Here is a 12,294-nt window from a genome sequence, read left to right as displayed (position 1 = left end):
CGTTCTTCACGATCGCGCTCGGGCGATTTCCAAAACCGATTCTTCTCCAAGCGCACGCCGGTCTTGATCCACCCGGGCGTACCGATACCGGATCCCTTTCTCGTCAACTTCCACAACCGAGACGCTATGAGTCCGAGAATCCGCTCGCAGCATCAATGGATTAAAGGCTGGGTCAGCATGAGCCAACTCGGTGTGGTAGGCAAATCGCTCAGAGGCCGTTAAACCACTCCGTTCCGCAAGACGCCTTTCGTATTCCTTTGTGCGATACGATTCGATCTCTTCCGTTTTGTAGGAAGAAGTCGTCAGCAGAGGTCGAGCCAACTCGACAGGCAACAACGCAACTCCATCCCATGCGAATACACTCACTTCACTCCGGTCCGCCAAAGCGATCAAAAACGGGTTAAAGCAGCTAAGGTCTAGTTCCTTGAGCAAGGTAGCGTTAGCACTCTCCCTGCTTAAGCAAAGCGACAACTCCAGCGGGAGCTTCCCCCGACTGACAGCCTCGCCCAGAGGCTTAACGCGAGCTTGAGCTGCGTAATTGTTCAACAGATACACGCAAAGCCCGCACTCGTTCACCGCCAGCCAAGTCCCTCCCCCTTCCGGATCGATCGCGGCCAGCGTTCTTGGCCCAGATCGCTCAAGCAACTTAGGCGGCAAAGCCTCCTTCCGGCTCCTCCGCTCATCTCGATTAAAGCAGAGCGAGAAGCGTCCTCCGTCAGCGCGCCATGAAGCAGTGCACATTATCCGCGAACACTGTCCAAGTACTTCAAAGTCGAAGGAGCCACACCAAATGATTCATTCGGGAAGATCCCTTGCATGCGACTCGCAATGGCGATCAAGGCGTAATGGTGCACCGTATGGCTCACCAAAAACTGCAATTCACGCCCGAAACTTGAATCCGCCCCCTCAACCTCACCCTCGACCGAAGCTCTCACCGAAACCTTCACTGGCGAGGAATATTCCACCTTCGAAGCCTCAAGCCGTTCGCAAACGTCCTGTATGTTGGCGATCGCGACCTTAAGGTCCTTTTCCTCCACGCAATTTCGCTCCCGCTTGTCATAGTTGATCACGCCACCGCGCAAACCATCCAAAAAAGATCGATAGTGATCCAAAACGTGCCTAAAGTGCGTCCCAATTCCAGAGCCAAAGCTGGCAGGATCGGATGCGCTAAAGGAACGATCGTCGTGACGCGAGAGCAGCTGGATTCCTTGCCGCAACAATTCGCTGTTAGCTCGAAGCAGGTTCATTAAAAAGGGATTTTCTAAGTGAGTCGTTCTAGTGCCGACGTATTCCGAGTAAACCCAGTTTTTCGAAAATATTAGGGAAATTATCCTATAAAGGAGGGGATCAAGGCATTTGTGGAGAACTCGTACGCGGGAAAAACGATGCCCGAGGCCATCCGCATGCATATCGAACAAGTCCAAACATGGAAACCCGATCCATCAAACACGAAAGGCTTTGACCTACTGCCGTTTGCACCACTTCCTCGCTTTGCCTAAGGTGCCCTACCCAAAACTCCCGAACACCTAGACAAAACCCTTTTTCTGAAGCCCAACGGACCCACTTCAGCCTAGTGCCCGGACAATCTCCTACAGAATCGCCCTCACGACACTCCCAGACGCAAAGAGTCGAGCTGATCGCCTTTCCCGACGCTATCGGCGACCAGCTACGCCACTGCATCCAAAACGAATACGGCCACGATTGCCTCCGATTTCGGAGTGAAAAACTCGCCCCCGACAGCCTGCACGGCGAATCTCTTGTCCGCTGCATCTGGGTTGATCCGGACAGCCCCGCAATAGCTCCCGAATTCCAAGGGATCTCGGTCGCCATCGGGCGCGGGCTCAAGGCAGAGGCACAGGCAAAGTTGATTTCCAATGGCTTCCTAGGCGTCATCGACCTTCAGCACGTCACCGTCCACTCCGCAGCCGGACTCGCCAGCGCCTATGCTGAACAAGCCGCCAGTCGCTCCACAGCCCCTCAAGACGACCTAGGGTCCGTTCTTTCCGTCGATCTCAGCTCCGACCAAAGCGACGAGGGCACGGAGTATCTAGCAGCCTGCGTCGAACTTCTCGAAATCGGCGTCTACGCTCTCAACGAAAAAAAAGGAGGCATCTTCACCGTCTGGAACGCCCAAATGGAACGCCTCTTCCAAAAATCGAAGAAAGAGGTGCTCGGCAAAAAGGTGGATGCCATTTTCAACGATCCGCTCATCTGCAACGTCTTCCGCGAAACGCCGGCAACCTACTCCAGAAACCGAGCCATCATCCCTAGCAAGGCCCGCACACGCTCGAACTTCATCGCCGACATATCCAAAACCCAACTACGCGAATCCGACGGCACCCCCACCGCAACCGTAGGCATCCTACAGGACGTCACCAGCCGCATCCACTCTGAAAACCGACTCATCGCAGCCTTCAACGAACTCGAGAGCTCCAAGGAAAAGCTCGAGCAAAGTAACCTCGAAATTCGAAAAGGCATCGAAAAGGCAAAAAAGCTAGCCGTCGTCGCCCAGTCCTCCAACAAGGCCAAATCCTATTTCCTCTCCAACATAAGCCACGAGCTACGCACCCCGCTCAACTCCATCGTCAGCCTGACCCACGCCCTGCTGGAGGGCACCTTCGGCGACCTAAACGAGCGGCAACACGAAAACCTCGAGATCGTCTCCGACAGCAGCAAACACCTGCATTCCCTCATCAACGACATCCTCGACCTCTCCAAGATCGAGCTTGGCAAGATGAACCTCAAGTTCGCCCCTGTCAGCATTTCGGACATAGCCCGCTCCTCCATTCGCATGATCGAGCAGGAGGCCGCCCAAAAGAACGTCCGCTGTATCGTCGAAATAGATACCGAACACGAAGAAATCGAAGCCGACGCCAAACGCCTCCGCCAGATTCTGCTCAACCTGCTCGTCAACGCCGTCAAATTCACCAATCCCGACACCAACGTCACACTGAGAATCGGCGAAAACCCAGACGCCCAATCCGTCGTATTCAAAGTGATCGACCACGGAATCGGAATCAACAAGTCCGACTTCTCCAAGATTTTCTCACCGTTCACCCAACTCGACGACTCCCTGTCCCGCCAGTACGAAGGCACCGGACTGGGCCTAGCCATCGCTTCGAAATTCGTCGAACTCCACGGCGGCGGCCTGCGCGTCGAAAGCGAGCAGAACAAAGGCTCCACCTTCACCATCTCCCTCCCGGTCTCCCAGCCTGCCGAAAAACTGGACACCGCGATCCTCCCCTCTCTCAGCGAAATCGCCACCGACGCACGACGCTCGCGAAACATCCTCCTCATCGTCGACGAAAACGAAGGCTCCGCCCTTCGTATCAAAAACCAAGTACAGCAGTTCTCCCCCTTTAGCCCGATCCTCACCATGCCCAACGAAATTTCAGCCTACCACGACCAAGTCGCGCCACAGGCTATCTTCGTTGACCTCAATATCATCAGTTCGCACGGAACCGACTGGATCGCGAGCGCCCAAAAACTCCCAGCCTGGAAACGTACCAAATGGATCGCCATCGGCTCCATCGACCTGCCCGACAACCATCTAGCCGCCAGCAAACTCGGCTTCGACGCTTGCAGCTGCAAACCGATCCCCAATAGTCTGCTCGCCAAACTGTTACACTAGCCGCATCCCAACCAACTCCCGATGCCCAAGAGTTCTCAGAGCACTATACTCGTCGTCGACGACAACCTCGGAGCACGCCGCTCGATCGAAGCCCTACTCTCCAACGAGAGCTACAACTTCCTGCTCGCCGACAGCGGCCAGACCGCGCTCGACCTGCTCGAAGAGAATATTCCAGATGTCATCCTCCTCGACGTCATGATGCCAGGCATGAGCGGATTCGAAGTGTGCAAACGCATCCGCGAAGACCGCCGCGTATCAGAAATCCCCATCATCATGATCACCGCACTCGACGATGAGGAATCTATGATCGAAGGCATCGACGCCGGAGCGGACGATTTCCTCTCAAAACCGATCAGCAAAATCGAACTCCGCTCCCGAATCCGAAGTATCCTACGCCTGAACCGCTTCCGGAAACTCTGCGACGAACGCCAGAAGTTCGAGCTCGTAGTCGCCCAGTCCCACCTAGGCTACGTGGTAATTAACGAGGAACAACGTATTCTTTTTTCCAATACAGCCGCCAAGCGAATGTTGGGAATCGCTGGCAGTGGCCTACAACCCGCCAACTTCTTCGAGACCGCTCAACAAAGCTTCCTCATCCAACCAAACGACATCGAGAGCAAGATCAGGCAAACCGAGCAGCTCTCAAAACTCGACCCGTTCATGCTCGTCCGCTCCAGCCAAAACGACCAAGTCGCCCGCTGGATACGCGTCACATTTCAGGAGCTCGGCCTCAACCACGGAACCCAACAACTGCTCCGCCTCGAAGACATCTCGGACCGGATCGTAGCGTTCCAGGAGAAACACACCTTCTCCCGCATGATCTCGCACAAGCTGCTCACCCCACTCAACGCCATCAAGGCCGCCCATCAGCTCATAAAGACCTCAGAGCCAAGCGTCGACCGCCTCACCCAAATCGCCGACATCCAACAAAAGGGAATCAAACGACTCGAGTACGATATCCATTCCATTCTCAGTTTTCTCGAGCGTGACCGCGAACCCGACAAGTCGCTCACGATCCTCGAGGCCCAGGCGCAAATCCAGCAAGCCGTCGACACCGCCTCCTTCGACTTCTCCCTAACCGTCGAAGAAGGCTTCGACGCCAGCCAAACCATCAACATCTCCGCCCACGCCTTCGAAGCCTGCCTCCGTGAGATCGTGGAAAACGCCGCCAAATTCCACCGCGGCGCTTCCGCCCAGCTCTCCTGCCACGTCAGCAAGAAAGAGGACGAGTCAAAGGTCGAGTTCGTCTTCCAAAACAACTCAGCCCCGCTCTCCAACGAAGAAATCGCCAACGCCTGGAAACCATACTGGCAAGCCGACCGCTACGTCACCGGCGAGATCCCCGGCATGGGACTCGGCCTCTCTCTCATCGCCGCCAATGTCTGGGCCGCCGGCGGAAACTGCACCATCGAGAACCACGCAGCCTCAGACATGGTCCAGCTCACCCTCAGCTTCCCCATCATCGACTAGGTCCCTTCACGGTAGCGGCCATCGTCCCCGATGCCCTCCCCGGAGAAAACCAACAGCCCGCCCACAAAACATAACCACAAAAAAAGCCACTTACTCAGAAGTGGCGGAAATCGGGATGGTGGAGCCGATCGGGATCGAACCGACGACCTCCTGCATGCCATGCAGGCGCTCTTCCAACTGAGCTACGGCCCCAAAACAGGATCGCTAAAACGGCAACGATTCTGCCCCTTGGCAAGAGAAAATTTCGCTTGGAAGAAATATCTCTCAAACAAACCTATCTACAACGCCGCTTAGCCATGGAACCCACACCAACGAGCTGTGTTTATTCAATCTTGAACCCAACCGCATCTTCACCATACGGCCTCTAAATCAAACGACACCAAACTTCATGAGCGCCTTCTTCACGCGAATTCACACTTCCAACTGGTTCCAGAACGCCATCGTCGGGGTCATCCTCCTCGCCGCTATCGCCATCGGTCTCGACACCTACCCCTCAATCCGCAGCGAATACGGGGGCGTCCTTAGCTTCCTCGACAAAACCATCCTCGGCATCTTCGTCGTCGAAATTGTCATCAAGATACTCGCCGAAGGGAAAAAGCCGTGGCGGTACTTCAAGGACGGCTGGAACATCTTCGACTTCCTGATCGTCGCCGTCTGCTTCCTTCCCTTCAACGCCCAATACGTCGCCGTTCTCCGTCTTGCCCGCATCTTGCGCGTCCTCCGGCTGATCACCGTACTCCCCAAACTCCAGCTTTTGGTAGGTGCCCTCCTACGCAGCCTGCCCTCCATGGTCTACGTCGGCCTGCTCCTCTCTATTCTTTTCTACATCTATGGAGTCACCGGCACCATGCTCTTCAGCCAAAACGACCCCATACACTTCGGCACCCTCCAGGACTCCCTCCTATCCCTATTCCGCGTCGTCACTCTAGAGGACTGGACCGACCTCATGTACATCAACATGTATGGTTCCGCCGAATACGGATACGACGGAAATCAAGACCTCATCATTCAAAGCCAAGCCCAACCCCTGCTCTCCATCACCTACTTCGTGTCATTCGTGCTCTTCGGCACCATGGTCATGCTCAACCTCTTTATCGGGGTCATCATGAACGGCATGCAGGAAGCCCAGTTGGAAGCAGAGGAGCGAAACGAGCAAAAAAACATAAAGGAGCTCGGGCACGCCACCCTCGAAGACGACATCAACAACCTCGAACACGAACTCACCAACGTGCAAACGCACCTGGCCAGCCTAAAACGCAAGCTCAAGCACAGCCAAGAAGACAGCTAGCTCGTCCAGAGTTCACTTTGCCCAATCCGGCAAAGTGCCAACTTCGATACCGAAGACGTAGGGACCAAGAACCAGCAACAACACGATCAGAGCTGGCACCAGGAGCAAGTTCAGCAACAAGCCCGCCCTAGCCATCTGCGGCAAAGCGATCCTCCCGCTGCCAAATACGATCGCATTTGGAGGGGTCCCCACTGGCATCATGTAGGAACAGTTTGCCGACAGGGCAGCCGGCGCCAGAAACAGCAGTGGATTCTCCCCCATGCTAACCGCCACAGCACCGATGATCGGCAGAAACGTCGCTGCCGTAGCCGTATTGCTGGTAAGCTCGGTCAGCATCAGGATGCCAAAACAGATTGCGGCCAGAATCAATACGATCGATCGCCCCGAGAGCCCCTGAGTCAGCTCCCCGATATACTGAGACAAACCACTGCTCTGGATCATGCCAGCCAGACTTAGGCCGCCGCCAAAAAGCAAAAGCACCTCCCACGGCAAATCCTTAGTCGCCTGCCAATTCATGACGAACTCGCCTCGCTTCGCATTAACCGGAAGCAGAAACAATAAGATCGCGCTCCCAATCGCGATGCTTGTATCCGAAATCATGGGAAGCACCTGCTGTAGCATGGGACGAAACATCCAGCCCAACGCAGTTAAGCAGAAGACGAACGCCACCATAGCCTCCCCACGGCTAAGTTTCGATAGTTTCTCCTTCTCGCTCTTGATCAGAGCCTCCATTCCGGCGAGCTTGCTCTTCTCGAACCTGAAAGCGACACGCGTTAGAACAAGGTAAACCAGAGGCAAAGTGAGCAAGGTCATCGGCAGACCAATCTTCATCCATTGCAGGAAACCGATCTCGTATCCATGAACCTTACTCATGTACCCCGCTAGAAGCGCATTGGGCGGCGTCCCAATTAAAGTAGCCATTCCACCCGTGGTCGCCCCATAAGCTACCGCCAACATCAAGGCAGGAGCAAACCGAGCTCCAAGACGACCGCCTTCCCCGTCCTTTGGCAACAAAGCGACAACCGAAGTCGCGATCGGAAGCATCATCAGAGCGGTCGCCGTATTGCTCACCCACATACTCACCAGCGCTCCAGCCACCAAAAATCCGGCGATAATTCGGTTCGGCTGCACTCCGAAAAAACCAATCAGCCCGATCGCGACCCGCTTGTGCAAGCCCCACCGCTGCATCGCCAAAGCGATCATAAACCCGCCCAGAAACAGGAAAACCAAAGGATGCGCATAGGGAGCAGACACCTCCTTTATGCTTCCCATTCCCATCATCGGAAACAGAACCAAAGGCAATAAAGCAGTCACTGAAATCGGCACAGGCTCAGTGAGCCACCATACAGCCATCAAACACGCCGCCCCAGCAGTTCTCCACGCAATCAGCGACAGCTCCCCAGGAGGATCGATCAACAAGGTCAGCAGCAAAAGCCCAGGTCCCAAAATCCACCCCGACCACTGACGCAATCCGTAGCGCGCAGGCGTTTCGATACTCTCTCTTAACATATCCTAAAGCTCCAGGACCCGAACGTTTCGATACTCAACTTTCATCACCGACCCATCATGTATCTGAAACCCAATGACACCCTCTTTAGATCCCTTCGGGTCGCCATCCACAAAGTCCATAACCTTCACGCCATTGACCCAATACTCCAAACGATCGCCGCGAGCTCTAAGCGTCATACGATTCCACTCGTCGGTTTTAAAGGCTTCGTTGATCACTGAAGGATCCGGAAAAATCCGCAGCTTCGGCCTCGCGTACCAGTCCCCCAACGATCCTCGCCAATTCCGCTTGTCCGATCCATCGTGGTACGCAGCGTCAAACTCGTAACCAGAGGGAGCCTCAAAACGATCCTTAAACCGGAACTTGTTCACTCGATAGTAAATGCCCGTATTGCGTTTCGTATCGCCCGACAATCTAAGCTCGCACGTGAACTCGAAATCTCGATACCTCCCTTTAGTGTAAATCCACTCAGGAGTCGTAATCTTTTCAGGTCCAGTGTCGCCCACAATTGCGTCGTCCTCGAATCTCCACAATCCAGAAGGCACATCCCAAGCCCTCAAGCTACCACCCGCTAACAAGTCCACCACCCCATCTCCATCGACTCGCGGCTCCACCGCCTCATTGGCTAAGACTTGAGAACCGGCAAGAAAGATAGCGAACGCAAACAGGGTATTCGAGATTAGGGGCATCATGCCCTCATCTCACTTTACCCGTCCATGAAAAGCAACGCTGCATGCAGCGAATGCATCATTTAGATCCGATTAACTGATACAGATCCTCTAGCGCTTCCACCGCTTTCTCGTAGGCTTCACGGACATCAGGCATCTTCTGCACAACCTCATGTTCGCCCAAGGCCATTTGCAGATGCGACGACGCAATATGCGCCCGGTCCAAGGCCTCGTGAATAAAATCCTCTCCAATCGGCTTTTCCATAAGAAACAGACCTAGGTTACCACCCAACGTTCATCAAGCTCTAACAAACAACGCTACCCACGCTTCTCCCTACGGTCACGAACTGCCTTTGCAAGAACACCAAAAAGCTTTTCTGTAGTCTCAAATCCGATACAAGCGTCCGTTATGCTCTGACCATAGACAAGAGCCTCGCCAGGCTTCACCTTCTGGTTCCCCTCAACCAGATGAGACTCGATCATACAACCCACGATTTCCGTCTGCCCTTCGGCAACCTGCTTGGCTACATCTTCTCCTACGACTGGCTGGTTCTCGAATTTCTTGAGACTGTTGGCATGGCTGAAGTCCACAATCAACCCCGCGTCAACTCCCGCTTCCTTCTTCAACTCAACCGCCGACTCAATACTCTCGGCGTCATAGTTTGGCTCCTTGCCACCACGGAGAATCACATGGGCATCCGCATTCCCTGACGTCTGGTAGATCGCCATATCTCCTTCAGCGGTCTGCGACAGAAAGTTGTGCGGCGTGCGGGACGCGTTCACCGCATCGAGGGCGATCTGGAGATTCCCGTTAGTACCATTCTTGAAGCCCACCGGGCACGACAAGCCCGACGCCATCTCGCGGTGCACCTGACTCTCGGTAGTGCGGGCTCCGATCGCCCCCCAGCTCACCAAGTCCGAATAGTACTGCCCAGTTACGATATCCAGAAACTCAGTTCCAGCCGGCAGGCCCAACCTATTGATCTCAATCAACAGCTCCCGAGCCAGACGGATCCCTTTGTTGATATCAAAGCTCCCGTCCAAGTCCGGATCATTGATTAATCCCTTCCAACCTACCGTGGTTCTCGGCTTCTCAAAATAAACCCGCATCACGATTTCTAGATCCTCGAAATGCAGCTGACGCAGTTCGCTCAACCGCCTCGCGTACTCCAGAGCCGACTTGGGATCATGTACTGAACAGGGGCCTACAACCACCAGCAAGCGGTCATCTTCCTGATTTAGAATCCGCCCTATCGTCTTTCGACTGGTTGCTACCAAGTCCTCAATTTCTGAATCGGCAGGAAACTCCTCACAAATGACGGAAGGCGAAGAGACCGTCGTAATCTCGGTAATTCGGGTATCTGAAGTAGAAGATGACATTGCGGGGTGGGGATCAAAAAGGCTGCTCAAGCAAGCTCAGACCTCAAAACACTCCGCCAACCCCAGAAATCAGCAAGCCCTTACCGGCTTTTATATACAAATACCCAGCAAAAATCTCCTTCCCTTCACGCCCTCCAGCTTATTCCGGCTGCTCTCGGTCAGACTCAATCAGCTTCAGAAACTTGTTTTCACTCCCGTCGACCTCGAACTCCACCCAGCGCCATTCGCCGGGCTTCGACTCGCCAGCGACAGCCCAGTCGCTGAGATTGGTCGATTCTATCACAGTGTACTCCTTCCCGATCTCACCAAAGGTTCGTACTTCGAAAAGCTCACGGTCTCCATCGTACTCGTAGTCGAACGTCTGCATCGCCGATATCTCTGTATCACGAACGGCGGAACTAAACGCCCACACTTGCATACAAACACTGGATACATGCCCGCTCGAATCCGGATACTCGAGACTGATCGTGTTGTTTTCCTGCAACAGCGCCTTTGGCACCGATATCTCGATCACCCCAAAAAACGAGCTCCGAGTGCTTTGATCATAACCCCGCCAATCAGAGGGAACCGGCACGGCTTCACCGTTAACGAGCAAAATCGGACTAAGCGAACGCCCATGCGCCCTCCCCATGCCAATCCGCAAAACCGCCTCTCCGTGTTCCGGAATCGTCACGCCATTGATTTCAAAATCGATCCTCTGATCGGCAACGATCGGCTTCAGGTAGCTCGTCGCGTAGTGCTTACTTTCCTCCGAGCTTTCATCAATCACCAAGTCCTCCGCGAACTCGTATTCGATGATCATGGTCGCATTCGCTTCGACAGTCAGCGACGTAGGATAATTTGAATACTCTATCGCCCGCAACTTAGGAACCCCATCTTCGGCGTAAGTCTCCTTCGAATGAACCGAAACGACAGGATTCAGAACCTTCGAAACAAACCGAAGATCCACCGGCTTCGCTTCCAACTCTAGATTGTTAAGGATCAAATAGAGTTTCTTCCCGTCGACGTAAGCATCCACCTGCACGTCCTGATCTTCTGACGTAGTATCGATGCGAATACCATTCACGTTTTTCCAAAGCTCGTAGAACAAAATGAGCTCCGAATACACCCACTCGTTGCCCGAGTCGTTGGGATCTTCAAAACGCTGCCTCAGCAGGCGCGGCCCATACGGATGCCCCGTCTGCTGGCTTCGCCCCCACTCTGCCTTCAATACCACAAATGGCATCGCTTGCAGCATTCGATCTGGACGTTCCATTAATTGCATCAGGATGGACGAAAACGAACGTACATCCGACCAATTCGTCTCCGGAGACCAAGGCTCATTTCCTTCGATCGGTTCGAAGCTTCCAAATTCAGAAATCGCGAAGGGTTTCACTTCGCCCAACGTAAGCATGCTGTAGTGTTCGATCATATCTAGGATCGCCTCCACATTGCTTCCGCTTCGGTACTGAGTTTTAGTCGGATCAAAATGGTCTTCCGGAGCCAAATAGTCGTAGAGATGCGTCGAAAAGAAATCCATTTTCTCCCCAGCCACATCGATGAACATCTTCCAATTATTTTCCCACAGAGCGAAATCCGCCGCCTCAAACGCAGGGTGAGCTGCCGTGTATCCACCAACCATTACATCTGGGTGACTAACCTTCACTTTGTCCGCGACGACATTGTGAAGCTCCGCTATATTCTGTTTCGTCGTCGAGTATTGATTCGCCTTCACAAAGGGTTCGTTCACCACTTCCACCATCGCTGGCTTCGGTTCGCCCGTAACCCCGCCTTCGCCGTAGAAGTACGACAAAAATCCGTCAATGTAGTCCGCAAAAGCCTCGTAACTCCCCAAGGCGAATCCGTCCCCATTTTGCTGCCCGTTTGGATACATGTTCATCTGCCCGCCAATCATATGATTAGCCACGCGCCCCTCGAGCGCGTGGGCAGCGGTGCTCGTAGAATAGTTCGACTTGACCCTGTCTCCTTGAGATTCCAGCGAGATATGATCAATCCATCCTGATTTGGAGGCATGTTCAGTCGTTTGACTGAGAAACCACGGCAGAGCCCCGTTATTCCGACCAAGATACACGTCGTATTCCTCCAAAAACGACTGCCTCATTTGGTTCGAGTCCCAGTCGTTCTCATTCAATCCCGCGTGCACGAGCATGAAACGCGATCGGTCAAATTCGGAGACGCCATTGACGGAGTGACGCACGTCCAAATTCACGACAACTTCATCCGCAGCATTCACGGCAAACGCCACCAGCACACTCGCGGCCAACACAAATTTAGAATGGGGAGCCATTCCACAAGGCTCCCCTTCTTGCATATTGTACTCAATATTTAAGTCCCAAAATCGTCCCAAAGC

At 54.0% G+C, this 12,294-nt stretch carries 10 protein-coding genes and 1 tRNA gene; 3 read left to right on the top strand and 8 right to left on the bottom strand.

The window, feature by feature from the left end; genetic code table 11:
* Nucleotides 1-6: 6 nt before the first annotated feature.
* Entirely contained in the window at nt 7-741 is a 735-nt protein-coding gene (locus JIN87_RS08980) for an NRDE family protein (protein WP_200355216.1), read from the bottom strand.
* Nucleotides 741-1,247 (bottom strand): DinB family protein, encoded by a 507-nt coding sequence (locus JIN87_RS08975; RefSeq protein WP_200355215.1) that lies wholly within the window; start codon nt 1,245-1,247, stop codon nt 741-743. Before JIN87_RS08975 ends, JIN87_RS08980 begins: the two co-directional genes overlap by 1 nt.
* Before the next feature lie 326 nt (nt 1,248-1,573).
* On the opposite strand from JIN87_RS08975, the gene JIN87_RS08970 reads away from it, so the two are divergent.
* Nucleotides 1,574-3,631, top strand: coding sequence for an ATP-binding protein (locus tag JIN87_RS08970; RefSeq protein ID WP_200355214.1), 2,058 nt, complete (start codon nt 1,574-1,576; stop codon nt 3,629-3,631).
* 21 nt (nt 3,632-3,652) lie between these two features.
* Nucleotides 3,653-5,101 carry a response regulator gene (locus tag JIN87_RS08965; RefSeq protein ID WP_200355213.1) on the top strand — a complete coding sequence of 483 codons (1,449 nt, stop codon included), beginning with the start codon at nt 3,653-3,655 and terminating at the stop codon, nt 5,099-5,101.
* A 116-nt stretch (nt 5,102-5,217) separates the two neighbouring features.
* On the opposite strand, the gene JIN87_RS08960 is transcribed toward JIN87_RS08965, so the two are convergent.
* Nucleotides 5,218-5,293: transfer RNA gene (locus JIN87_RS08960), tRNA-Ala, on the bottom strand.
* Nucleotides 5,294-5,489: 196 nt separating this feature from the next.
* Here JIN87_RS08960 and JIN87_RS08955 point away from each other — a divergent pair.
* Nucleotides 5,490-6,389, top strand: a complete 900-nt coding sequence (locus JIN87_RS08955; protein WP_200355212.1) for an ion transporter — start codon at nt 5,490-5,492, stop codon at nt 6,387-6,389.
* 12 nt (nt 6,390-6,401) lie between these two features.
* Here the strand turns inward: JIN87_RS08955 and JIN87_RS08950 are convergent, their stop codons facing one another.
* The 5 genes from JIN87_RS08950 to JIN87_RS08930 form a co-directional block, all read right to left on the bottom strand.
* Complete coding sequence (locus JIN87_RS08950; RefSeq protein WP_200355211.1) at nt 6,402-7,898, bottom strand: SLC13 family permease; 1,497 nt, start codon at nt 7,896-7,898, stop codon at nt 6,402-6,404.
* Nucleotides 7,899-7,901: 3 nt separating this feature from the next.
* A complete protein-coding gene (locus tag JIN87_RS08945; RefSeq protein WP_200355210.1) occupies nt 7,902-8,588 on the bottom strand; it encodes a 3-keto-disaccharide hydrolase in 687 nt (228 codons plus the stop codon).
* Between the two features lie 55 nt (nt 8,589-8,643).
* The gene (locus JIN87_RS08940) at nt 8,644-8,829 is read right to left on the bottom strand and encodes a hypothetical protein (RefSeq protein ID WP_200355209.1); all 186 of its coding nucleotides are present in this window, start codon (nt 8,827-8,829) and stop codon (nt 8,644-8,646) included.
* A 53-nt stretch (nt 8,830-8,882) separates the two neighbouring features.
* Nucleotides 8,883-9,944, bottom strand: a complete 1,062-nt coding sequence (locus tag JIN87_RS08935; protein WP_200355208.1) for a 3-deoxy-7-phosphoheptulonate synthase — start codon at nt 9,942-9,944, stop codon at nt 8,883-8,885.
* 139 nt (nt 9,945-10,083) lie between these two features.
* On the bottom strand, nt 10,084-12,231 hold the full coding sequence (locus JIN87_RS08930) for a hypothetical protein (RefSeq protein ID WP_200355207.1): 2,148 nt from the start codon (nt 12,229-12,231) through the stop codon (nt 10,084-10,086).
* Nucleotides 12,232-12,294: the final 63 nt, after the last annotated feature.

This window comes from Pelagicoccus mobilis (genome assembly GCF_016595505.1).
Taxonomy (GTDB): Bacteria; Verrucomicrobiota; Verrucomicrobiia; order Opitutales; family Opitutaceae; genus Pelagicoccus; species Pelagicoccus mobilis.
The sequence above is the reverse complement of the archived record's forward strand: the minus strand, read 5'-3'. Positions and strand labels throughout refer to the sequence as shown.

What these genes read in the sequence shown, in the direction of transcription:
- JIN87_RS08980 (WP_200355216.1), bottom strand. Translation starts at nt 741, where the DNA reads ATGTGCACTGCTTCATGGCGCGCTGACGGAGGACGCTTCTCGCTCTGC.
- JIN87_RS08975 (WP_200355215.1), bottom strand. Translation starts at nt 1,247, where the DNA reads ATGAACCTGCTTCGAGCTAACAGCGAATTGTTGCGGCAAGGAATCCAG.
- JIN87_RS08965 (WP_200355213.1), top strand. Translation starts at nt 3,653, where the DNA reads ATGCCCAAGAGTTCTCAGAGCACTATACTCGTCGTCGACGACAACCTC.
- JIN87_RS08955 (WP_200355212.1), top strand. Translation starts at nt 5,490, where the DNA reads ATGAGCGCCTTCTTCACGCGAATTCACACTTCCAACTGGTTCCAGAAC.
- JIN87_RS08950 (WP_200355211.1), bottom strand. Translation starts at nt 7,898, where the DNA reads ATGTTAAGAGAGAGTATCGAAACGCCTGCGCGCTACGGATTGCGTCAG.
- JIN87_RS08945 (WP_200355210.1), bottom strand. Translation starts at nt 8,588, where the DNA reads ATGATGCCCCTAATCTCGAATACCCTGTTTGCGTTCGCTATCTTTCTT.
- JIN87_RS08940 (WP_200355209.1), bottom strand. Translation starts at nt 8,829, where the DNA reads ATGGAAAAGCCGATTGGAGAGGATTTTATTCACGAGGCCTTGGACCGG.
- JIN87_RS08935 (WP_200355208.1), bottom strand. Translation starts at nt 9,944, where the DNA reads ATGTCATCTTCTACTTCAGATACCCGAATTACCGAGATTACGACGGTC.
- JIN87_RS08930 (WP_200355207.1), bottom strand. Translation starts at nt 12,231, where the DNA reads ATGGCTCCCCATTCTAAATTTGTGTTGGCCGCGAGTGTGCTGGTGGCG.